The sequence below is a fragment of the Pseudomonas brassicacearum genome, assembly GCF_918698105.1.
Classification (GTDB): Bacteria; Pseudomonadota; Gammaproteobacteria; order Pseudomonadales; family Pseudomonadaceae; genus Aquipseudomonas; species Aquipseudomonas brassicacearum_F.
Genome location: NZ_CAKKMI010000040.1, coordinates 38,665 through 60,040, shown reverse-complemented (window position 1 = coordinate 60,040; position 21,376 = coordinate 38,665). Strand labels below are relative to the sequence as shown.

The following is a 21,376-nucleotide window of genomic DNA, read 5'->3' as shown; positions in this document are numbered from 1 at the left end:
CATTGGAACCACCTGATCCCATCCCGAACTCAGCAGTGAAACGATGCATCGCCGATGGTAGTGTGGGGTTTCCCCATGTGAGAGTAGGTCATCGTCAAGATTAAATTCCGAAACCCCTATCTGCTGACGCAGGTAGGGGTTTTGTTTTTAGTAGAAGTCATCAATTTTACCGACACGTTGCTGTTGAACGGGTCGGTCACAGAATTTCTTGACGACCATAGAGCATTGGAACCACCTGATCCCATCCCGAACTCAGCAGTGAAACGATGCATCGCCGATGGTAGTGTGGGGTTTCCCCATGTGAGAGTAGGTCATCGTCAAGATTGAATTCCCAGAACCCCTGTCTGCATCAGCAGCCAGGGGTTTTGTCGTTTTGGGCCGGTAATCGGATCGAGCCCCTGATGCCCCGGCAAACCCCCAACGCCGTTGCTATGCTGTGATAGTCGGGCTCTGACGATCAAGCGATCAAGAGGACCCACGACGTCACTGGTCATGGGGATTCCAATAATGAAAAACCCTTATGCTCCCGGCTTTTGGTGCGCCACCGCGGCATTGCTGCTGCTTTCGGCCACTTATTTCTATGGCGTCATGCTCACTCATCAAATCGACAAGGCGCTGTTGTTCCTCGATAGCGCGGCAGCGTTGATTGGCGTGATATCCATCGCAATCGTGGCCTGGGCCTCGCTTCAGGGCCAACGCATCAAGAAAAAACACCTTGAGCAAGGCAAGACCCTGGTCTTGATTTGGGACACCAAGGTTGCGCTGCGCCGCGTCGAAACGGTGTTTGACCGTTATTTCTGGGGCAGCTATTGGCAGCCTGGGCGCACGTTCCAGGAAGTCATGGGAGAACTCACCGGTACCCCGCTGGAAAAGAGCCTGGAAGCCCTGAAAACCCAATGTGCTGCCTTGGACAAGCAAGTCACCCAGGACGGCTGGCATTGGCTCAACAACGCCCGAGAATTGTGTGACGTGGCTAATGCCATGGCCCGTGAGCGCTATCAACTGGACTTCTGCGATTCACGCGCAGACTCATCATCGGGCGCGGCAGTGATCAATCGCGATTTCGAAGTGCTGGTGTACACCTGGACGGCCCGCCTCAAGACGTTCGACCATCAGCTTGACGAGATCGAAGTTCAATATTCGTAGACCACCTCGCAAGAAAACGTTTTTACCCCTTTAAACATTGGGCCCGCAGGGGTGCCTGATGGTAATCTCCCCTCCTCTTTTACGGCGTCGAGCCACACCCTTTGCGGGTCAGGGAAGACGACGGCTTTGTTCAACCATGGATATCGATCGGGTCACTCATGAATAAATCAGCAAGCATACTTCTGGGAATCGTTGTGGCTGTCGGTGCTGTCAGCGCGGGCGGCGCCTGGTACACCGGGACCAAACTCGAAGGCGTGTTGACGAACGCTATTGCCGACAGCAACAAGCAGATGCAGACAGCCTTGGCCGGGTCTAACAGCACGGCCACCCTGGAGCTGGTTTCCATGGATCGTGGCACGTTCAGCAGCACGGCACACTACCGCCTCAAGGGCGAGGGCGAGATCTTCGGTGGCGAGCCGGTTGAGCTGCTCTTCGTCGACCAGATCGAACACGGCCCACTGCCATTTTCGCGCTTGATAACGCTCAAATGGCTGCCGGTCATGGCCACCAGTCACACCGCCCTTGAACGCAATCCGCTGACCGACAAGTGGTTCGCCGCCACCAAGGACCAATCGCCGCTCAAAGGTGTGGTCAACCTGGGTTACGACCAATCCATCAATGGCACCTACGAGCTGCTGCCCGTGGATACCAAGCTGGATGAGCAATCCCAGCTCACCTTCTCCGGTCTTAAGATCGACCTGGCTGCAAGCGCCCAGGGACAGAAGGTCAAGGCCGACGGCTACATGGACAGCTTCAAGCTGACCACCGTTGCCGAAGACCAGACTCCGGTGCAGGTTGAGCTGAACGGCCTGACATTGGCCAGTAACCTGAGCAAAAGCTCCTACGGTTACTACATGGGTGACAACACCCTGCTGCTGAGCAACACCAAGGCCACCTTTGGTGAGCCGAAGTCGGTGCTGGGCCTGAAGAATTTCGAGATGAAGAACAGCAGCACCGAGAGCGGCACCAGCGCGTCGGGGCGTGCCGATTACAAGATCGGTGAGTTGTCGTTCAACGATAAGAGCATTGGTTCGGCGCAGATGGCAGTCAGCCTGAAGAACCTGGACATCCCGGCCACCATGTCGCTGATGCAGATTTACCAGACCAAGCTGCAACCTTACGAAAAAGCGGCTGCCGAGGCCGCAGCAGCCGGCGAGCCGGCGCCAGAGCTGAGCCTGACCGAAGCTGAAGAAGCGCAGGTCAAGGCCGACCTGGAGAAACTCCTGGCCGGCGCCCCGCAAGTGGCGTTGGAAAATCTGTCGTTCAACACCGCCAACGGTGAAAGCCGTGCCAGCCTGATCGTTGATCTGGCCAAGCCGCAGTCCATGGACCTGCCACCGGATGAGTTGGGCCGTCAGTTGCTCGCCCTGCTGGATTTCAACCTCAAGGTTTCCAAGCCGATGCTGGTGGACCTGATGACTGTGCAGGCACAGATGGAAGGCCAGACCGATGCCAAGCTGATCGCCGATCAGGCCACCGCCACCAGCGATATGTTCAGCGCCATGGCCGTCGGTACTCAACTGGCGACCCTTGAGGGCAACGATGTCGTCACCAAGCTGCACTACGCCAACAATCAGGTCGACTTCAACGGCCAGAAAATGACCGTCGAGCAATTCACGGCATTCGTGATGAGCAAGCTGGGTGGTGGCGTCGCCATCCAGTAACGCGTTCGAGCAACACCCCAAACCCGGCCCGTGCATGACGCATGGGCCGGGTTTTTTTACGCCTAGCGATCAGCCCTGCGCCGAAATCTGTAGCGATTCTGAAGAATTGTGGCGTTCCAGAAGATGACCCGCCTGAGAGTGCAAGACTAGGCCCATTAGAGCTTGGCTGGATTCCTTTGATCCGGCTTCCTGTTTGATGGGCAAGGGGGCACTGCGACCCGGCTGGCCATGTAAGGATGCTGACGAATGCCGCGTACTGTGGGTCCTTTTATGCAACGTGGTTTACGCCCGTTGTTTCGCGTCGCGCTGTGCAGCCAATTGTGCTGGCCGTTGCTGGCGATTGCCGATACCGCCTATGACCAGATGGTGCTCGACGCCCGTGCCGGCCATTACACGCCTGCGCTGACCGCGTTGCGCCAGGTGCCGACCGGCCAGGCCAGCGCTGCGCAGATCAGCGACCACTTGCAGATTGCCAGTTGGGCCGGGCTCGACGCCGAGGTGGTGACGGTCTATGAAACCCAGGGCCGCCATCGAGTGCTGCCTGTCCAGGCGCTGACCGCTACGGCTCGCGCCTATCGAAACCTCAAGCGTTGGGATTCGGCGGAAGAGCTGTACCGCCAGGCCCTGCTGATCGATCCTCAGAACCCCGACCTGCAACTCGGCCTGGCCTTAACCCAGGCCGATGCAGGCCAGCCCGACGAAGCCGTCACTCGCGCCAAGGCCATGGTCGCTGCCAAACCGACAGATCCGCTGCGTCGACTGGCACTGGGTTATGCCCTGACCCGCGCCAACAACCCCCACGAAGCGCTATTCGAATACGACCAGGCCTTCACCCGCGCCGGCAACCACCCAGAGATCGCGCGCGAATACATCTACGCCCTGCAACGCGCGCGGTTGCCTGAGCCGGCGCTGCGCCTGGCGCGTCTGCAGCCGGGGCTGATCGAGCGTGGCGTGCAGCGCCGCCTGGAGGGTGACGTAGCCGCCGAACGGGTGCGCCTGGCAGACATGGCCAGCCGCAGCGAACAGGAGCGTTTCGTCATTGCCGACCGCGCCCTGGCCGACTACGATAAGTTGCTCGCCACCTGGACCCCCGTGGCAGAGGCCCAAGACGACGTACTCCGTTGGCGCATCGATCGCATGGGCGCCCTCAACGCCCGCGCCCGTCGGGCTGAAGTGATTGCCGAATACCAGAAGCTGATCGCCGAGGGCGTGAGCATTCCCACCTATGCCCTGCGTTGGGTGGCTTCTTCCTACCTGGAGCAGCGGGAGCCGGAAATCGCCGTCGAGCTGTACCGCCGGGTACTGGCGGCGCCGGATGCCGATCCTGCGGAACGCTTCGAGGACAGCACCGCGCTCTACTACGCGTTGCTGGAAAGTGAAAAATCCGAAGAGGCCCGCGCCCTGGCCGAAGACATGGCGAAAACCCAGCGCCCGCGCATCGAACTCAAGGGCCTGCCGATCGGCAACCCCAACGATGCGTGGATGGACGCCCAGCAACTCGCCGCCCAGGCCGGTACCTATGGCGCCGACCTGCCTTCTGCCGAAGCGCGCCTGGACACCCTGGTCAACCAAGGCCCCGGCAACACCGGCATGCGCCTGGCCCAGGCCGATCTGTACCAGGCCCGTGACTGGCCGCGTCGTTCGGAAAACCTGCTCAAGGAGGTCGAGGCGACGATCCCGCGCAACCGTGACTTGGAAATCGCCCAGGGCCGCGCAGCCATGGATTTGCAGGAATGGCGGCAGATGGATGCACTGACCGACGACGTCGTCGCCCGCTATCCGGAAAACGCCCATGTCAAACGCCTGCAACGCCAGCGCGACGTACATGACATGGCCGAACTGCGTATCGAGGCCTATACCGGCAAGAGCTATGGCGGTGGCAATGGTGACGCCGGTGCCGTCACTGGCAGCCGGGACTTTGGTATCGAGACGCTGCTCTACAGCCCGCCCATTGATGAAGACTGGCGGCTGTTCGGCGGTGCCGGCTACGCCACCGGTGATTTCGAGGAAGGCACCGGCCACCACCGCTGGCAGCGCCTGGGCGTCGAGCGTCGCACCCGGGACATGACGTTGGAGGCCGAGGTCTCCAATCATTCCTATGGCTCCGGCGACAAGCAGGGCGCGCGCCTGGCCGTGGCCCGGGACATCGACGATCACTGGCAGTACGGCGCCAGCCTGGATTATCTCTCGGCCAATACCCCGTTGCGGGCGCTCAACAGCGGCATTCGCGCCAACGGCGGTAGCGGTTTCGTACGCTGGCGGGCCAATGAAAGCCGCGAGTGGCGACTGGCGCTCAGCCCGTCCCATTTCAGCGATGGCAACAACCGCCTCGAAACCCAGCTGACCGGTCGCGAAGGCATCTACAGCACACCGCGTGTGCAGGTGGAGCTGGGCCTGGAAGTGGGGGCCAGCCGCAACAGCGGTTCCAACGAAGTGCCTTATTTCAATCCGAAAGCGGACTTCAGCGTCATGCCGACCGTGAGCGTCAATCACGTGTTGCACCGCCGCTATGAAACCACGTGGAGCCAGCAGTTCCAGGTCGGTGCCGGTACCTACAGCCAGCGCGACTACAACACCGCGGCCATGGGATTGCTCAGCTACGGCCAGCGTTTCATCTGGAACGATGTGCTGGAGGCTGGCGCCGCGCTGAGCTGGCTCAACCGCCCCTACGACGGTGATCGCGAAAGCGATCTGCGCCTGCTTGTCGACCTCACCTATCGCTTCTAGAAGAGTTTGAAGATGCCTGTCATTTCGCGATTCATCCTTCTGCTGGGGGCCTTGCTGATCAGCGCTTGTGCCCAGCAAGCCCCGGCGTTTACGCCGCCTTCGCAGCGCCCGCTGGCGGCCAATGACGCCCCGTGGCCAAAGAACCATGTGCTCGGCATCGCCTACCACGATGTCGACGACCGTGACCCGGACCAAGCGCTGGTGGCCGTGCGCACCGAACGCTTGATCGAGCAACTGGCGTGGCTGCGGGAAAACAATTACCAGCCGGTCACGGTGGATCAGATCATCACCGCCCGCAACGGCGGCCCGGAACTGCCGCCGCGTGCGGTGCTGCTGAGTTTCGACGACGGCTACTCGAGCTTCTACACCCGCGTCATGCCCATCCTGCGCGCCTATAACTGGCCGGCGATCCTCGCCCCGGTCGGCAGTTGGGTGGATACGCCACTGAACCAAACGGTGGATTTCGCTGGGGTACCGCGCAAGCGTGCCGAGTTCCTGACCTGGGAGCAGATTCGTGAGGTGTCGAAATCGGGCCTGGTGGAAATTGCCGCCCACACCGATGCCAATCACAAGGGTATCCTCGCTAACCCACAAGGCAACCAGCAACCGGCGGCGACCACCCGGCGCTACGATCCCGCCACCGGTCGCTATGAAACCGAAGCCGATTTCCAGGCTCGCCTGCGCAAGGACGTGGCGGCCATTTCCGAGAAAATTCGCAAGGTCACCGGCTACAGCCCGCGCGTCTGGGTCTGGCCATACGGGGAAGCCGACGGCACGGCGTTGCAAGTGATTGGCAGCGAGGGCTATCAGATGGCCCTGACCCTGGAAGACGGCCTCGACAGCCTGGATAACTTGATGAGCGGCCCACGCTTCCTGGTGGCGTCCGATCCGGATGGCGCCCATTTCGCCGAAAGCATCGTGTCGGTGCAGACGATTGACCCGATGCGCGTGGTGCATGTAGACCTGGATTACGTCTACGATCCGGACCCGGTGCAGCAGGAGGCCAATGTCGGCCAGTTGGTCCAGCGCATCTACGACCTGGGCGCCAACACCGTGTTCCTGCAGGCCTTCGCCGACCCGAAAGGCGACGGCCTCGTGCATTCGTTGTACTTCCCCAACCGTCACCTGCCGGTACGCGCCGACCTGTTCGACCGGGTTGCATGGCAGTTGCGCACCCGGGCCAACGCCAAGGTCTATGCCTGGATGCCGGTGCTCAGTTTTGCCCTGGACGCGAAGCTGCCGCGGGTACAGCGCTGGGATCCGGAAACCGGCAAGACCGGCGTTGCCCCGGACCAGTACGCGCGTTTGTCGCCGTTCGACCCGAACGTGCGCAAGGTCATCGGCGAGCTCTACGAAGACCTGGCGCGGATGAGCTCGGTGGACGGCGTTTTGTACCATGACGACGCGGTGTTCTCCGACTTCGAGGATGCCAGCCCCGCAGCCCTGAAGGTCTATGCCGCCAACGGCCTGCCGACGTCCATTGCCGCCCTGCGGGCCGATCCTGCAGCGATGCAACGCTGGACGCGCTTCAAGAGCCGCTACCTGATCGACTTCACCCATGAGCTGACCGCCAAGGTCCGGGCGATTCGTGGCCCGCAGGTGCGCACCGCGCGCAATATCTTTGCCGAACCGATGCTCAATCCTGACAGCGAAGCCTGGTTCGCCCAGAACCTTGACGACTTCCTCGGCGCCTACGACTGGACGGCACCGATGGCCATGCCGTTGATGGAAAAGCAGACCCGCGAACAGTCCGGCCCCTGGCTCGAGCGCCTGGTGGACACCGTCAAGGCACGCCCCGGCGCGCTCAAGCGCACGGTGTTCGAATTGCAGGCCCGGGACTGGCACAGCAAGCCGGTCAGCGACATCGACGGCGAACAACTGGCCGACTGGATGGGGCGCCTCAAGCGCAAAGGCGTGACCAGTTTCGGCTACTACCCGGACAACTTCATCGAAGACCAGCCCGCGGTGAAAATCGTGCGGCCGGCGCTCTCCAACAAGTGGAATCCTTGACATGCTCGACAGACTGCTCGCCCTGCTGGTGCTGGCGATCGTCCTTGGGGTGCCCCTGGGCCTGATCTTCCTGGTCACCGGGCAATTCCTGATGGACTTCGTGTTCTTTTACCCACTGTTCATGTCCGGGCTGTGGATCGCCGGTGGCCTGTATTTCTGGCTGCACTGGGAGCGTCACTGGCCGTGGAAGGACGACACCTTGCCACCGCCCCTGGCCGGCGAGCCGTTGATCAGTATCCTGATCCCATGCTTCAACGAGGGCGATAACGTCGCCGACACCATCCACGCGGCGCTGGGCCAGCATTACCCGAACATCGAAGTCATCGCCATCAACGACGGCTCGAAGGACAACACCGCGCAGATGCTCGATCAGCTGGCGGCTGAAGACCCACGCTTGCGCGTGTTGCACCTGGCGGAAAACCAGGGCAAGGCCGTGGCCCTGCGCATGGGCGCCATAGCGGCGCGCAGCGAATACCTGGTGTGCATCGACGGTGACGCGCTGCTGGCGCCGAACACCTGTGCCTACCTGGTGGCGCCGATGCTGGACAATGCCCGCCTCGGCGCGGTGACCGGCAATCCGCGGATCCGCACCCGCTCGACTCTGATAGGCCGGGTCCAGGTGGGCGAGTTCTCCTCGATCATCGGCCTGATCAAGCGCACCCAGCGAGTCTTTGGGCGGATCTTCACCGTGTCCGGCGTGATCGTCGCGTTCCGGCGCACCGCCCTGCACCGGGTTGGCTATTGGAGCCCGGACATGATCACCGAAGACATCGACATCAGTTGGAAGCTGCAACTGGATCACTGGAGCATTTTCTACGAGCCGCGCGCGCTGTGCTGGATCCTCATGCCCGAAACCCTGCGTGGCCTGTGGCGGCAACGGCTACGTTGGGCCCAGGGTGGCGCCGAGGTGTTGTTCAAGAACATCCGTGGTATCTGGCAGTACCGTCACCGCTACCTGTGGCCGCTGTTGTTCGAATATTGCCTGTCCACCGGTTGGGCGTTCACGTTCCTGCTGTCGGTGATTTTCTGGGGCGCCGGCAAATTCGTCGAAATGCCAGCGGCCATCGCGGTCGATCACCTCATGCCGCCAGCCTTCACCGGGTTGTTGCTGGCGGTGGTGTGCCTGCTGCAATTCGCGGTGAGCATCCTGATTGATCGGCGTTACGAAAAAGGCCTGTGGCACATCATGTTCTGGGTGGTCTGGTACCCGTTGGTGTTCTGGCTGATCAGCCTTTTCACCACCCTGGTGAGTTTTCCAAAAGTGCTGTTCGGGCAGCATCAGAAGCGTGCGCGCTGGATCAGTCCGGATCGCGGTATCAAACCGTTCGATGATCAGGAAGAGGAAGTGATCCGATGAAAATTATCAGGACCCGACAACGACCTTTTCTGGTGGTCATCGATGCGTTTTTCACCGTGCTGGCGTGGGTGGGGCTGTTGTACCTGCTGGTCAACGGGCTATGGCCGCTGTTCGATAGCCAGGCCGGCCCGCGTCTGGGAGGGTCGCTGTTCGATACCTTGGGGACTTTGCAGGTCTATGGTTGGATCGCCTTGGTCAACGCGCTGCTGTTGATTACCTGGGCGCGTTACCAACAGCGCAAGAGCCGCAGCTTCGCCCAGCGCCGGTCGCCGGCCCCGGTCGTGAATGACCAGGGTTTGAGCGCCAGTTTCAAGTTGACCGACGAGCGCCTGGACACGCTGCGCCAGCCAGGCTCCAAGATCATCCACAACAACCAGGACGGCGACATCAGCCACGTCGTGCCGCATTTCCACTTGCTCAGCCCCGACTTGCAGCCACCGCCCCTGGCGCCACTGGAGCGGCCACGGGTTATCCACTTGTCAGCGGATCAGTCCGTGCATTGATTCCATCGCGAGCAAGCTCGCTCCCACAGGGGGATTGGGGTTGTGGCGGATATTTTGGTCAACCCAGAACAAAACTGTGGGAGCGAGCTTGCTCGCGATGGCGTCGTGTCAGCCCTATTGAAGTCGACTGACCCACCGCCATCGCGAGCAGGCTCGCTCCCACAGGGGATTTGGGGCTAGGACGAAAAATCCCGGATCAGCCGCCATGCCTCGTCCACCGGCAACGGTTGTTTCATGCGCTGGGCCAACGCCGCCATGGCCCGGCCTTCATCACAGGCCACTGCGGCGGCAACCAGGCCGTTCTTGCCCAGCAGGGCAATAAAGGGCGGATGTTCTGGCGTGCCCTTGAATTCCACTTCGTCCCAGTGCTCGGCGTGGCCGAGGTAGTCGTAGCGTTTGCCGAAGTGATAGGTCCAGAAAAACGGCACGTCCAGATAGTGCTCGTCGCCGCCGAGCATGTTCGCCGCGGCGATGCGGGCCTGTTGCTGGGCCAGGCGCCAATGCTCGATGCGCGCAGGCGCGCCGTTCAGGGGGAAGGTCGCGATATCACCGACGGCCCATAAGCCATCGGTCACTCGCATGCCTGCGTCAACGGACAGTGACTGGTCTTGCTCCCGTGGCAACCCGGCGAAAGGTTCGGTGGCTGGGCGCACGCCGATGCCGATGATCACCAGGTCCGCGGCAACGCGCTGGCCGTTTTCCAGTACCACGGCTTCGACCTTGCCCGCCCCCTCGATCTGCGCCGCTTCGCTGTCGGTGCGGTACACCACGCCATTGACCTGGTGTCTGGCCAGGATGGCCTGGCCGACGCTTTCACCCAGCTGTGCGGCGAACGGCACCGGATGCCGGGCCAGGACCGTAACGTTCAGCTCGCGCTTGCGCAGGGACGAGGCGACCTCCATGGCGATGAAACTGTCGCCAATGATCACCGCCCGTTGCCCTGGCCGGACCGTGTCGAGAATCTGCCGCGCGTGGGCAATCGAACGCAGCACGAAGACTTGCGGCAAATCGATACCGGGCAACGCGGGCACCTTGGGGACTCCGCCAGTGGCGATGAGCGCGGCGTCGTAGTCCAGGCGCCGGCCGTCGGCGAGTTGGATGTGCCGAGCGTCGGGGTCCAAATGGGTGACCTCGCCGTGGAGCCTTTCGATGCGTTGCTGGGTGAAATAAGTTTCATCGCGCAGCGGCGCCGTCTCGTTGACCGCCATGTCGCCGGCCAACACATACTTGCTCAGCACCGTACGGTCGTAGCCGGCTTCGGCTTCGCGGTCGATCATCAGGATTCGTCCGCCAAAACCCTTCTCGCGCAACGCCGCCGCGCAAGCCGTGCCGGCCGCACCGGCGCCGATGATGACAAACGTGCGCGTATCATCGGCAGGCGGCACTTTATCGGATGGCAGTGGTTGATCGTCGACCCAGACGTCACCGTCCCGGACCTCGACGTGATAGCGCGCCAGGCTGTCGAGGGCCGGCGGTTCGCACAGGGCGCCGTCTTCAGCCCGGAACGCCGCCTTGTGCCACGGGCAAATCAGCCGGCCATGGCATACCGCGCCCTTGGCCAGTGGTGCGCCGGCATGCGGGCATTTGCCTTGGAAGGCGCGCACTTGATCACCGGAGCGCAACAGCAGGATGGACGTGTCGTCGATTTTGACTTCGAGGCCGCGGTCTTCGCGAACATCGGCGAAACGGGCGACTTGATGCAGAGACATGGTCATTCTCCGGCAGGCATTTCCTTTTGGAGTCGCAGGGCCGGAGCGAGGTTCAGCATAATTGTCACTGCAACCTTGGCGAAGCTGCGGCTATAGTTCGCAAGCCGTCCATGGCCAGACACGCACAAGGTGCCCCCGGTATGACCCGATTGAACTCTCTTTCCCCTTGGCTGGCGGCCGTCGCCCTGGTGCTGTGCGCACAAGGGGCTGTCCAAGCCGAGGAGCGTTTTACCCTCAGCATTCCCGGCGTGTCGGACGACCGCCTCTTCACGGCGGCAGCGGCCAGTGACGCCAACACCTGTGGTGGCAAGAACATTTCTCCGGCCTTGAGCTGGAACGCCGGCCCACCGGGCACCCTCAGCTACGCCATCGTCATGTTGGACCCGGACGGCCAGCGGGGCCAGGGTGTCGACCACTGGATCCACTACGGCATCAAGGCCACCACGCGGCAGATTCCGGCGGGCGCCGGTACCAAGTCCTCCTTGGAAGGCATGAGCGGTATCAACAGCAAGGACACCCACGGCTACATCGGCCCTTGCCCGCCCATCGGCGACAGCGCTCACCATTACCTGATCCAGCTCTTCGCCCTGGACCTGCCGCCGGAAGCCCTGCCCGCCGGCCTCACACGGGCCCAACTGATGGAAAAAATCAAAGGCCACGTCCTGCGCAACAGCAGCGTCGTGCGCCGCTACCATCGCTGACCCGAACAACACAAAAAAACCGTGGCGAGGGAGCTTGCTCCCGCTGGGCTGCGAAGCAGCCCCCCACAGTCGCGCTGACACCCCGACGCAACATTGGCATCACGCGCCAAAAGCGAGCACTATCGAGCCCCTGTTCACTCATGCCGGAGGATGGCGATGACGCAAAAAACCGACGGCATCGCCCGCCTCCTGAACTGCCCCACCAAGGGCGACGAGATGCGCCGGGCCATCGCCCAGAGCCGCAAGGATTTCCTGCCTGCCGACGAGGCCGAAGACGCCGAGCCAGGCCAATCACCGGTCCAACCGGTGGACACTGATCGCGACGACTGAGCCGTCGCCCTCTTTCAACCTATCGTTCAAATCTGCCTATGACTGCCACCCCTGTTCAACCCGGTGACCGATTCAGCCGATCCGATTACAAGACCCTGGGCCTGGCTGCCTTGGGAGGCGCGCTGGAGATCTACGATTTCATCATCTTCGTCTTCTTCGCCCTGACCCTCAGCCAGTTGTTCTTCCCGCCGGAAATGCCCGACTGGCTGCGCTTGCTGCAAAGCTTCGGGATTTTCGCCACCGGCTACCTGGCCCGGCCGCTGGGCGGCATTCTCATGGCGCACTTCGCCGATCGCCTGGGGCGCAAGCGCGTGTTCAGCCTGAGCATCCTGATGATGGCCTTGCCGTGCCTGCTCATCGGCGTGATGCCGACCTACGCGCAAATCGGTTATTTCGCACCGTTGCTGTTGCTGGCGCTGCGTATCCTCCAGGGGGCGGCGGTGGGCGGCGAGGTGCCCAGCGCCTGGGTGTTCGTGGCCGAACATGCGCCGCTGCATCATCGCGGCTATGCCCTAGGTTTCCTCCAGGCCGGCCTGACCTTCGGCTACTTGCTGGGGGCCCTGACCGCAACGGCGCTGGCGCGGATCTACACACCGGCAGAGATTCTCGATTACGCCTGGCGCCTGCCGTTCCTGCTGGGGGGCGTCTTCGGCGTGATCGGCGTCTGGCTGCGCCGTTGGCTGAGCGAAACGCCGATCTTCATGGCCCTGCAAGCCAATCGCGAAGGCGCTGCGGAGCTGCCGTTGCGCACGGTCCTGCGCGACCACCGCCAGGCCTTGCTGCCCGCCGCCCTCCTGACCTGCGTGCTGACTTCTGCCGTGGTGGTGTTCGTGGTCATCACCCCGACCGTGATGCAGAAAAGCTTCGGCATGACCCCCAGCCACACCTTCGCCCTGAGCAGCCTGGGCATCGTGTTCCTGAACATCGGTTGCGTCCTGGCCGGCCTCATCGTCGACCGCATCGGCGCCTGGCGCACCGTCATGCTCTACAGCCTGCTGCTGCCCGTGGGCATCGCCGTGCTCTACGCCAGCCTGATCAGCGGCAGCGCCTGGCTGGGCCTGGCCTACGCCGTGGCCGGGCTGGGTTGCGGCGTGGTGGGTGCGGTGCCTTCGGTGATGGTCAGCCTGTTCCCGCCGAAGATCCGCGTGTCCGGCATCTCGCTTACCTACAACATCGCCTATGCGCTATGGGCTAGCATGACCCCGCTGATGCTGATTGCACTGGTGCCGTGGAGCCCGTGGGTGTGCGTGGGGTATTGCGTGGTGATGGGCGCGGTGGGCGTGGCTGCGGCGGCGTATTTTCCAGGGCGCCATGGGAAGGCTGCGCAGCCGTCATTGGCTTGTGAGTCCTGATCTGGCTGTTCAAAGCCGCTCGCGCAAAAAATCCACAAAGGCCCGGGTGCGTGCCGAGCGGCGTCGGTCGTGACTGAACACGGCGCTGATGGGCAGCGCCAGTGGCTGGTAATCGGCAAGCACGGTGCAGACGGTTCCCTGGCGAATATCGGCCGCGAACAACCACTGCGGTGACAGCGAAACGCCCAGCCCCGACAGCACCATTTCCCGGATCGCCTCGCTGCTGTTGCAGGTAGCGTTGCCCTTGATCGTGACGCTGTGCTGTCGGCCATCCTGGTCGAACCGCCAGACGTCGTAATGCTCCAGCAGCGTGAAAGCCAAACAGTTATGGCCGGCCAGGTCAGCCGGTGCGAGGGGCGTGCCGTGCTGTTGAAGATAGGCGGGGGAGGCATACACCCGGCGCGGGCTGTCGCCGAGGGAAATCGCTACCAGCCCTTCGCTTTTCACCGCGCCAATGCGAATGGCAACGTCGATGTTTTCCTTCAACACATCCTCGTTCTGATCGCTTAGCCTCAAGTCGATCCGAAGCTGTGGGTGATGCGCGAGGAACTCGCCCACCAACGGCGCAATGCACAAGCGGCCGAAACTGACGGGCGCCGCCACGCGCAGAAGGCCGGCGATCTGTTCCTGCCCGCTGGCGAAACTGAGCCGTGCCGCGTCCAGGCTGGCGAGTATGTCCTTGCTCTCGGCGTAGAAGCGCTGTCCTTGGTCGGTCAGTGCGAGATGGCGGGTGCTGCGGGCAAACAGTGCCCCACCCAGGTGTTGCTCCAATGCGCGGATCTGTTTGCTCACCGCCGGTTGGCCCAGGTTCAGTTCCCTGGCGACGGCCGAGAACGAGCCGCGCTCCACCACCCGCACGAACACCTGCATTGCGTCGAACAGATCCATCAGGATTTGGCCCCTGTGTGGAATAAATCCTATCCATTGTTGCTCACTTATCGGAATGTGTCTTCGCCCGCACCATGAACCTGCCCACTCATTGGAGGTTTACCGTCATGAACAACACCATGTTCGCCGCCGTCGCCGAAACCGCTCAGGCTGCGCTGATTGTCCGTTCCATCTCCCGGCCCATTCCCGACAAAGGCCAGGTATTGATCAAGGTGCATGCCGCCGGAATCAACCCGCTGGATACCAAGATCGCGGCGGGAGGCGGGGCCCACGCACGCCAGCCGCTGCCCGCGGTATTGGGGATTGACCTGGCCGGGACGGTGGTTGAGCGAGGAGAGGGCGTGAATGACTTCGCGCCTGGCGAAGAGGTGTTCGGCATGGCCGGCGGGATCGGCGGGGCCCAAGGCGCGCTGGCCGAATACATCGCGGTCGATGCCCGCCTGATTGCCCCCAAGCCCCGCTCCCTGAGCATGCGCGAGGCGGCCGCCTTGCCGCTGGCCTTCATCACGGCCTGGGAAGGCTTGGTCGATCGCGCCAACGTCCGGGCCGGGCAGCAGGTGCTGATTCATGGCGGGGCGGGCGGCGTCGGTCAAATGGCCGTGCAAATCGCCAAGGCCCGGGGCGCCGATGTCTACGCCACGGGCTCGGCCAACAGCCTGGATTTCATCCGCGAACTGGGCGCTTCAGCCATCGATTATCGGACCCAGGACACCGACAGCTACGTGGGCTTGTACACCGATGGCGAAGGTTTCGACATCGTCTACGACACCGTGGGCGGCCCGACCCTGGATGCGTCGTTCAATGCGGTGAAAACCTACACCGGCCATGTGCTCAGTTGCCTCGGCTGGGGCCAGCACAGCCTCGCGCCGTTGTCGTTCCGGGGGGCGAGCTATTCCGGGGTGTTTACGTTGATGCCGCTGCTGACCGGCAAGGGGCGCGAACACCATGGTCAGATCTTGCGGGAGGCCGCCGCATTGGTTGAGGCTGGAGTGTTGCGGATCAAAGTGGATCAAACCCGGTTTGGCCTGGAGCAAGTCAATGAGGCCTTTGCCCAGGTCGCCGAGGGGCGTGGGGCGGGGAAAACCGTGGTGGACATCGGGAGTGAGTGAGACGGGGCCGCATTCCGCCAGGGGCCAAACAACTTGAGCGCTCGTTCAAACCCCGTAGAATGCGGCCGCCATCATTCCGCTACCTCTCAAGGACGAATTCAAACATGCGAGTCTTTACCCTGTTGCTGGCCCTCTGCCTTATGGCAGGTTGTGCTTCCAAACCTGATTACTACATCTCTCCCGCGCCGGTGGCAATCCCCGAGACCGCCACCTATTGGATCGACACGTTCAACGTTGAAGTCGTTGGCAAGAACGAACGCTTCCTGCCCGACGAAAAGGTCCGTGACCAGTTGCACACCGACCTGATCGTCCGCCTGCTCGACGGCAATCGCTATGCCTCCAGCAAGGAAACCGCTGACTATCTGCTGGACATCAACGCCGTCTATGCGCGCCGTATTCAAGACACCCAAGGTGGTTTCATGAACAAGATCGTCGCCGACGGTACGTACCTGGCCAGTGTCGATTTCAATTATCAGGTCAAGGTGAAGAAGGCCGGCGTCGAAGTGCTGCACTTTGCCCAGGCCCGCCAGGGGCTGATGCCGGGTGGGGCGATCGGGCAACTTGAGGCCATGAGAGGTATTGCGGGCGCCCTGACGAACAGAGGCAACTCCGATGTCGAAGGCTATTACACCGGCCATTTGAGCGGATTCATCGCCGATGATCTGCGCGGCATTCCGTCCCGCTAGCAATGCCTGCTGCAACGTGCTGGCGATGGGTCCGATCGCGGTAACGGCCTGGCCACTCTGGGGTGGCCAGCGCTGTCTTTTCAGCACATCAAAAAAATTTTTTGGTCGTTAACCCGAACCCCATGCACCCTGCGTCTGACTTGGTGAACGGATCATTCATTCACGAGGTTCAGCCCATGTCCCGTCCACTTCCCTTTATGCGTCCTGCTGCCCAAGGCTTCGCCGTGACTTTGCTGGTGGCGTTGGCCGGTTGTGGGTTGTCTTCCCGAGAGGCTGCCAAGCCGGCCGAGCCGGTAGCCGTGGCGCCCAGCGTTGTGCAAGGCGAGATCGCCGAAGTGCGCCAGTCGACGGTCAAGCGCATGCTCATGAAGCCGGCATCGATGCCCGCCCCGAGCATGGCGAACGATGCCATCGCCGGGGACTACCGCACCGAACCGCGCGAGCAGTACGAAAACCTGCCGGACAACCCCATCCATAGCGTCGCCGAAACACCGGTCTCGACCTTCAGCGTGGATGTCGACACCGGTAGCTACGCCAATGTGCGACGTTTGCTCAATCAGGGCAGCCTGCCGCCCGAAGGTGCCGTGCGGCTGGAGGAAATGGTCAATTATTTTCCGTATAGCTACGCCCTGCCTACCGACGGTTCACCCTTTGGCGTGACCACCGAGGTGGCCCCAACGCCGTGGAACCCCCACACCCGCTTGCTGCGCGTCGGCATCAAGGCCAGCGACCGCGCCGTGGCGGACCTGGCGCCGGCCAACCTGGTGTTCCTGGTGGACGTTTCCGGTTCCATGGACCGTCGCGAAGGGCTGCCGCTGGTCAAGAGCACGCTGAAACTGCTGGTGGATCAATTGCGTGATCAGGACCGGGTATCCCTGGTGGTCTATGCCGGTGAGTCCCGGGTGGTGCTCAAGCCCACCTCGGGGCGCGACAAGGTGAAAATCCGCAACGCCATCGACCAGTTGGACGCCGGTGGTTCCACCGCAGGCGCCTCGGGGATCGAACTGGCCTACCAGATGGCCCGGGAGAGCTTTATCGACAAGGGCATCAACCGCATCCTGCTGGCCACCGATGGCGACTTCAACGTCGGCATCAGTGATTTCGACAGCCTCAAGCAGATGGCGGTGGACCAGCGCAAAAGTGGCGTCTCCCTGACGACGCTGGGCTTCGGTGTGGATAACTACAATGAACACCTGATGGAACAATTGGCTGACGCCGGTGACGGTAACTACGCCTACATCGACAACCTGCTCGAAGCGCGCAAAGTCTTGGTCGACCAGCTCAGCTCTACCCTGGCGGTGGTGGCGCGGGATGTGAAGTTGCAGGTGGAGTTCAACCCTGCCCAGGTCAGTGAGTATCGCCTGCTCGGTTATGAGAACCGCGCGCTCAAGCGTGAGGATTTCAACAACGACAAGGTCGATGCGGGCGAGATCGGTGCCGGGCATACGGTGACGGCCTTGTACGAGATTGTCCCGAAGGGCCAGCCGGGCTGGTTGGAGCCGCTGCGCTATGCCAGCACACCCCCGTCGGAGGGTAAGTCAGGCGAATTGGCGATGTTGCGTGTACGCTACAAACCCGCTGAGGGCGGCAGCAGTCGATTGATCGAGCATCCGATTGCGGGCGTGCAGGACGAACACAAGGCCAGCGATGACCTGCGCTTCTCGGCTGCTGTGGCTGCGTTTGCCCAGCAGCTCAAGGGGGATGGTCGTTACACTGGGACGATGAGCTTGAAGGACACCGCGCAATTGGCCCGCTCGGCCCGTGGTGATGACCCGTTTGGGCTGCGTGCCGAGTTCGTGCAGTTGGTGGAGCTTGCCCAGAGCCTCGAGCCTGCGGCCAAGCGCTGATCCTGGCCACGACGAGGATCAACTGTGGGAGCGAGCTTGCTCGCGATGGCGTGGGATCAGTTGGCATTGATGTTGATTGATGCACCGCTATCGCGAGCAAGCTCGCTCCCACAGGGGTCCCATGTTGTCTGTCAGGACTGTGTTGCAATGATCGGAAAGGAGTTCGCCCCCCACATGCCCGCTGCGCTTGATTCTCCCAGCGACGAATCGCTGCTGGCCCGCTACCGCAACGGCGATGGGGCTGCTTTCGAAGCCCTGTACGCCCGCCATCGGCAAGGGCTTTACCGGTTCCTGGTGTCCTTGAGCAACAAGGCCGAACTGGCCGAGGAAGTGTTCCAGGACACCTGGCTCAGCCTGATCCGCAGCACCACCCAGCCACAAGGCCGGGCGAGTTTTCGTACCTGGCTGTTCCAGATTGCCCGCAACCGCTTGATCGACCACTGGCGCAAACACGGTGTCCACAACCCGTTGCATGACAGCTACGACGAGCAGCTTCACGTCCAACCCGACGACACCAGCAGCCCGGAGCAACAGCTGACCCTGAGTCGCGACCAGGCGCGTCTCGACGCTGCATTGCAGGCTTTGCCCGAAGATCAGCGGGAAGTCTTCCTGCTGCGCCTGCACGGCGACCTGGAGCTGCCACAGATTGCCGCCTTGACCGGCGCCCCGCTGGAAACGGTCAAGAGCCGCTTGCGTTACGCCCAGCAGAAATTGCATCGCCTGCTGGCCGAGGAGGTATCCGCATGATCGACACCAAACATACCCCGGATCCCGACGACGAAATGCTGATCGAGCATTTTCGCCAACACGCCAGCGCCGAGCCGCCGGCCTCCCTGGACGCCTTCATCCTGGCCGCCGCCCGTCGCGAAGCCCCGAGGCCCACGCCAAGCCTGTGGCAGCGCTGGCTACAGGCCTGCCAACGGCCGCGCTGGCAAATGGCATTCGCCACGGTCGCTGGCGTGGCGCTGATGATCGGCCTGGTGCTGCGTTCCCCCGTGCCCCACGACGAACTGGCCTCACCCGCCTCGATGGAGTTTTCCGCCGATCGGCAAGCGCCCGCCGTCGCCGCCGCACCACCGCCGGCCATGCCCGCCCCCGCGCCGATCACCCGCATGGCGCCCCAGGGCGAACTGGCCCGAGCCCCGGCGAGCCCTGACCAGGCCTTTGCGGAAAAGTCGGCGGCGAAAATGAGCAAACCCGCGCCCGCTGCACTGCCATCGTTGGAGGAAGGCTTGTTGGAGATCCTGCGTTTGCGCGAGGAGGGTGAGAGCAAGGCTGCTGATGAAAAGCTGCTGGCGCTGCATCAGCGCTTTCCTGGGGAGGACTTGCCGGCGCGGTTGGAGGCGTTGCGCAAGCGTTGAGTGAAATCAACGCCTACAAAAAAGCCCCAGGTCTTGCGACCTGGGGCTTTTGATTCTGAAGATGGTGCACCAGGCGGGATTCGAACCCACGACCCCTGCCTTCGGAGGGCAGTACTCTATCCAGCTGAGCTACTGGTGCGACGCGGGCGCCATGATACTCATATGCATCGCGGGCGTCCATGCTGCTGATTTGCCGGTGTTTTCATGAGCCTGGGCGGGCATCGGCTACGCTGATCAGAAAAAGCGGGCAAATTCGGTTTTTTCGTTCTTTTTTTCGAACAGCCTATTGTCCTTCACCCCTATCGGCCCTAGGATTCGTTTGAGATTTCAAACGCTCTTGTCTGGGTGCTGAACCGCACGTCTGTGCTTTTGTGCGTTATTTCTGTGCTTCAGCCCGGTGAATGATTTCCCTGACGGCAGCCCCCGAGGCGCCTTTCTACAAATCTAATTCGCTCCGCGCGTGCGCGGTGCTGTTAAGGAAAGCCGACATGCAGCTTAAAGACACCCAGTTGTTCCGCCAGCAAGCCTTTATCGATGGCGCTTGGGTCGATGCGGACAATGGTCAGACGATCAAGGTCACCAACCCGGCGACGGGCGAAGTGCTGGGCACTGTGCCGAAGATGGGCGCCGCCGAAACCCGCCGGGCGATTGAAGCCGCCGACAAGGCACTGCCGGCCTGGCGTGCGCTGACCGCCAAGGAGCGCGCCAACAAGCTGCGCCGCTGGTACGAATTGCTGATCGAAAACCAGGACGACCTCGGTCGCCTGATGACCCTGGAACAGGGCAAGCCACTGGCCGAAGCCAAGGGCGAAATCGTCTACGCCGCCTCGTTCATCGAATGGTTCGCCGAGGAAGCCAAGCGCATCTACGGTGACGTGATTCCCGGCCACCAGCCCGACAAGCGCCTGATCGTGATCAAGCAGCCGATTGGCGTGACCGCGGCCATTACCCCGTGGAACTTCCCTGCCGCGATGATCACCCGCAAGGCCGGCCCAGCCCTGGCTGCCGGTTGCACCATGGTCATCAAGCCCGCTTCGCAAACCCCGTTCTCGGCCCTGGCCCTGGTGGAGCTGGCGCATCGTGCCGGCATTCCGCAAGGCGTGTTGAGCGTCGTCACCGGCAGTGCCGGCGACATCGGTGGCGAGCTGACCAGCAACCCGATCGTGCGCAAGCTGTCGTTCACCGGCTCGACCGAGATCGGTCGCCAGTTGATGGCCGAATGCGCCAAGGACATCAAGAAAGTCTCCCTGGAACTGGGCGGCAACGCGCCGTTCATCGTGTTCGACGACGCGGACCTGGATAAGGCCGTCGAAGGCGCGATCATTTCCAAGTACCGCAACAACGGCCAGACCTGCGTCTGCGCCAACCGCCTGTACATCCAGGATTCGGTGTACGACGCGTTCGCCGAAAAACTGAAAGTGGCGGTGGCCAAGCTCAAGATCGGCAACGGCCTGGACGATGGCACCACCACAGGTCCGTTGATCGACGGCAAGGCGGTCGCCAAGGTCCAGGAACACATCGCTGATGCCGTCAGCAAAGGCGCGACCGTGCTGTCGGGCGGCAAGGCGATGGAAGGCAACTTCTTCGAGCCGACCATCCTGACCAACGTACCGAAAAACGCCGCTGTGGCGAAGGAAGAAACCTTCGGTCCGCTGGCACCGCTGTTCCGCTTCAAAGACGAAGCCGAAGTGATCGCGATGTCCAACGACACCGAGTTCGGCCTGGCCTCGTACTTCTATGCCCGCGACCTGGGCCGTGTGTTCCGCGTGGCCGAAGCCCTGGAATACGGCATGGTCGGCGTCAACACCGGGTTGATTTCCAACGAAGTCGCGCCGTTCGGCGGCATCAAGGCTTCGGGCCTGGGCCGTGAAGGCTCCAAGTACGGCATCGAGGATTACCTGGAAATCAAATACCTCTGCCTGGGTATCTGATCTGCTTCAAGCGCAAAGGGCACGAGAGCGCTGTCCCTTTGCGCGTTTCACCCGT

Annotated in this window: 17 protein-coding genes, 1 tRNA gene and 2 rRNA genes; 17 read left to right on the top strand and 3 right to left on the bottom strand. The window is 62.3% G+C overall.

Going from position 1 to position 21,376, the window contains the following annotated elements; genetic code table 11:
- The 8 genes from rrf (LQ215_RS16925) to pgaD form a co-directional block, all read left to right on the top strand.
- Positions 1-100 (top strand): 5S ribosomal RNA (rrf, locus tag LQ215_RS16925); the annotation flags it as partial.
- A 107-nt stretch (positions 101-207) separates the two neighbouring features.
- Positions 208-323 (top strand): 5S ribosomal RNA (rrf, locus tag LQ215_RS16920).
- Positions 324-507: 184 nt separating this feature from the next.
- Positions 508-1,146 carry an NADH:ubiquinone oxidoreductase subunit N gene (locus LQ215_RS16915; RefSeq protein ID WP_230151595.1) on the top strand — a complete coding sequence of 213 codons (639 nt, stop codon included), beginning with the start codon at positions 508-510 and terminating at the stop codon, positions 1,144-1,146.
- 158 nt (positions 1,147-1,304) lie between these two features.
- Positions 1,305-2,810 carry a YdgA family protein gene (locus LQ215_RS16910; protein ID WP_230151593.1) on the top strand — a complete coding sequence of 502 codons (1,506 nt, stop codon included), beginning with the start codon at positions 1,305-1,307 and terminating at the stop codon, positions 2,808-2,810.
- Positions 2,811-3,056: 246 nt separating this feature from the next.
- Positions 3,057-5,537 (top strand): poly-beta-1,6 N-acetyl-D-glucosamine export porin PgaA, encoded by a 2,481-nt coding sequence (pgaA, locus tag LQ215_RS16905; RefSeq protein ID WP_230151591.1) that lies wholly within the window; start codon positions 3,057-3,059, stop codon positions 5,535-5,537.
- Between the two features lie 12 nt (positions 5,538-5,549).
- Positions 5,550-7,547 (top strand): poly-beta-1,6-N-acetyl-D-glucosamine N-deacetylase PgaB, encoded by a 1,998-nt coding sequence (gene pgaB / locus LQ215_RS16900; protein WP_230151588.1) that lies wholly within the window; start codon positions 5,550-5,552, stop codon positions 7,545-7,547.
- 1 nt (position 7,548) lies between these two features.
- Entirely contained in the window at positions 7,549-8,904 is a 1,356-nt protein-coding gene (pgaC, locus tag LQ215_RS16895) for a poly-beta-1,6-N-acetyl-D-glucosamine synthase (RefSeq protein ID WP_060739781.1), read from the top strand.
- Positions 8,901-9,407 (top strand): poly-beta-1,6-N-acetyl-D-glucosamine biosynthesis protein PgaD, encoded by a 507-nt coding sequence (gene pgaD, locus LQ215_RS16890; protein WP_230151586.1) that lies wholly within the window; start codon positions 8,901-8,903, stop codon positions 9,405-9,407. The genes pgaC and pgaD overlap by 4 nt, the downstream gene beginning before the upstream one ends.
- Positions 9,408-9,583: 176 nt before the next feature.
- On the opposite strand, the gene LQ215_RS16885 is transcribed toward pgaD, so the two are convergent.
- Positions 9,584-11,116, bottom strand: coding sequence for an FAD-dependent oxidoreductase (locus LQ215_RS16885; RefSeq protein WP_230151584.1), 1,533 nt, complete (start codon positions 11,114-11,116; stop codon positions 9,584-9,586).
- A 140-nt stretch (positions 11,117-11,256) separates the two neighbouring features.
- Here LQ215_RS16885 and LQ215_RS16880 point away from each other — a divergent pair, with 140 nt between their 5' ends.
- From LQ215_RS16880 to LQ215_RS16870, 3 genes are all read left to right on the top strand, one after another.
- The gene (locus LQ215_RS16880) at positions 11,257-11,817 is read left to right on the top strand and encodes a YbhB/YbcL family Raf kinase inhibitor-like protein (protein WP_230151583.1); all 561 of its coding nucleotides are present in this window, start codon (positions 11,257-11,259) and stop codon (positions 11,815-11,817) included.
- 156 nt (positions 11,818-11,973) lie between these two features.
- On the top strand, positions 11,974-12,147 hold the full coding sequence (locus LQ215_RS16875; protein WP_230151581.1) for a hypothetical protein: 174 nt from the start codon (positions 11,974-11,976) through the stop codon (positions 12,145-12,147).
- A gap of 38 nt (positions 12,148-12,185) precedes the next feature.
- The gene (locus tag LQ215_RS16870) at positions 12,186-13,499 is read left to right on the top strand and encodes an MFS transporter (protein WP_230151579.1); all 1,314 of its coding nucleotides are present in this window, start codon (positions 12,186-12,188) and stop codon (positions 13,497-13,499) included.
- Between the two features lie 9 nt (positions 13,500-13,508).
- Here LQ215_RS16870 and LQ215_RS16865 read toward each other — a convergent pair whose 3' ends face one another.
- The gene (locus tag LQ215_RS16865) at positions 13,509-14,387 is read right to left on the bottom strand and encodes a LysR family transcriptional regulator (RefSeq protein WP_230151576.1); all 879 of its coding nucleotides are present in this window, start codon (positions 14,385-14,387) and stop codon (positions 13,509-13,511) included.
- A gap of 107 nt (positions 14,388-14,494) precedes the next feature.
- Between LQ215_RS16865 and LQ215_RS16860 the strand changes: the two genes are divergently transcribed.
- From LQ215_RS16860 to LQ215_RS16840, 5 genes are all read left to right on the top strand, one after another.
- The gene (locus LQ215_RS16860; protein WP_230151575.1) at positions 14,495-15,496 is read left to right on the top strand and encodes a zinc-dependent alcohol dehydrogenase family protein; all 1,002 of its coding nucleotides are present in this window, start codon (positions 14,495-14,497) and stop codon (positions 15,494-15,496) included.
- Positions 15,497-15,600: 104 nt separating this feature from the next.
- Positions 15,601-16,182: a hypothetical protein gene (locus LQ215_RS16855; protein WP_230151574.1), complete on the top strand. Its 582-nt coding sequence runs from the start codon at positions 15,601-15,603 to the stop codon at positions 16,180-16,182.
- Between the two features lie 176 nt (positions 16,183-16,358).
- Positions 16,359-18,029, top strand: coding sequence for a vWA domain-containing protein (locus LQ215_RS16850; RefSeq protein WP_230151573.1), 1,671 nt, complete (start codon positions 16,359-16,361; stop codon positions 18,027-18,029).
- Between the two features lie 174 nt (positions 18,030-18,203).
- Positions 18,204-18,776, top strand: a complete 573-nt coding sequence (locus tag LQ215_RS16845; protein ID WP_230151572.1) for an RNA polymerase sigma factor — start codon at positions 18,204-18,206, stop codon at positions 18,774-18,776.
- A complete protein-coding gene (locus LQ215_RS16840) occupies positions 18,773-19,390 on the top strand; it encodes a hypothetical protein (RefSeq protein WP_230151571.1) in 618 nt (205 codons plus the stop codon). Before LQ215_RS16845 ends, LQ215_RS16840 begins: the two co-directional genes overlap by 4 nt.
- A gap of 62 nt (positions 19,391-19,452) precedes the next feature.
- On the opposite strand, the gene LQ215_RS16835 is transcribed toward LQ215_RS16840, so the two are convergent.
- Positions 19,453-19,529: transfer RNA gene (locus LQ215_RS16835), tRNA-Arg, on the bottom strand.
- A 349-nt stretch (positions 19,530-19,878) separates the two neighbouring features.
- Between LQ215_RS16835 and gabD the strand changes: the two genes are divergently transcribed.
- On the top strand, positions 19,879-21,321 hold the full coding sequence (gene gabD, locus LQ215_RS16830) for an NADP-dependent succinate-semialdehyde dehydrogenase (protein WP_003196484.1): 1,443 nt from the start codon (positions 19,879-19,881) through the stop codon (positions 21,319-21,321).
- Positions 21,322-21,376: the final 55 nt, after the last annotated feature.

Bases quoted from the DNA above. Each gene is read 5' to 3' on its own strand.
- LQ215_RS16840 (WP_230151571.1), top strand. From the start codon at position 18,773: ATGATCGACACCAAACATACCCCGGATCCCGACGACGAAATGCTGATC.
- LQ215_RS16875 (WP_230151581.1), top strand. From the start codon at position 11,974: ATGACGCAAAAAACCGACGGCATCGCCCGCCTCCTGAACTGCCCCACC.
- gabD (WP_003196484.1), top strand. From the start codon at position 19,879: ATGCAGCTTAAAGACACCCAGTTGTTCCGCCAGCAAGCCTTTATCGAT.
- LQ215_RS16885 (WP_230151584.1), bottom strand. From the start codon at position 11,116: ATGTCTCTGCATCAAGTCGCCCGTTTCGCCGATGTTCGCGAAGACCGC.
- LQ215_RS16870 (WP_230151579.1), top strand. From the start codon at position 12,186: ATGACTGCCACCCCTGTTCAACCCGGTGACCGATTCAGCCGATCCGAT.
- pgaC (WP_060739781.1), top strand. From the start codon at position 7,549: ATGCTCGACAGACTGCTCGCCCTGCTGGTGCTGGCGATCGTCCTTGGG.
- LQ215_RS16860 (WP_230151575.1), top strand. From the start codon at position 14,495: ATGAACAACACCATGTTCGCCGCCGTCGCCGAAACCGCTCAGGCTGCG.
- LQ215_RS16865 (WP_230151576.1), bottom strand. From the start codon at position 14,387: ATGGATCTGTTCGACGCAATGCAGGTGTTCGTGCGGGTGGTGGAGCGC.
- pgaD (WP_230151586.1), top strand. From the start codon at position 8,901: ATGAAAATTATCAGGACCCGACAACGACCTTTTCTGGTGGTCATCGAT.
- LQ215_RS16855 (WP_230151574.1), top strand. From the start codon at position 15,601: ATGCGAGTCTTTACCCTGTTGCTGGCCCTCTGCCTTATGGCAGGTTGT.
- LQ215_RS16910 (WP_230151593.1), top strand. From the start codon at position 1,305: ATGAATAAATCAGCAAGCATACTTCTGGGAATCGTTGTGGCTGTCGGT.
- LQ215_RS16850 (WP_230151573.1), top strand. From the start codon at position 16,359: ATGTCCCGTCCACTTCCCTTTATGCGTCCTGCTGCCCAAGGCTTCGCC.
- LQ215_RS16880 (WP_230151583.1), top strand. From the start codon at position 11,257: ATGACCCGATTGAACTCTCTTTCCCCTTGGCTGGCGGCCGTCGCCCTG.
- LQ215_RS16915 (WP_230151595.1), top strand. From the start codon at position 508: ATGAAAAACCCTTATGCTCCCGGCTTTTGGTGCGCCACCGCGGCATTG.
- pgaB (WP_230151588.1), top strand. From the start codon at position 5,550: ATGCCTGTCATTTCGCGATTCATCCTTCTGCTGGGGGCCTTGCTGATC.
- pgaA (WP_230151591.1), top strand. From the start codon at position 3,057: ATGCCGCGTACTGTGGGTCCTTTTATGCAACGTGGTTTACGCCCGTTG.
- LQ215_RS16845 (WP_230151572.1), top strand. From the start codon at position 18,204: ATGCCCGCTGCGCTTGATTCTCCCAGCGACGAATCGCTGCTGGCCCGC.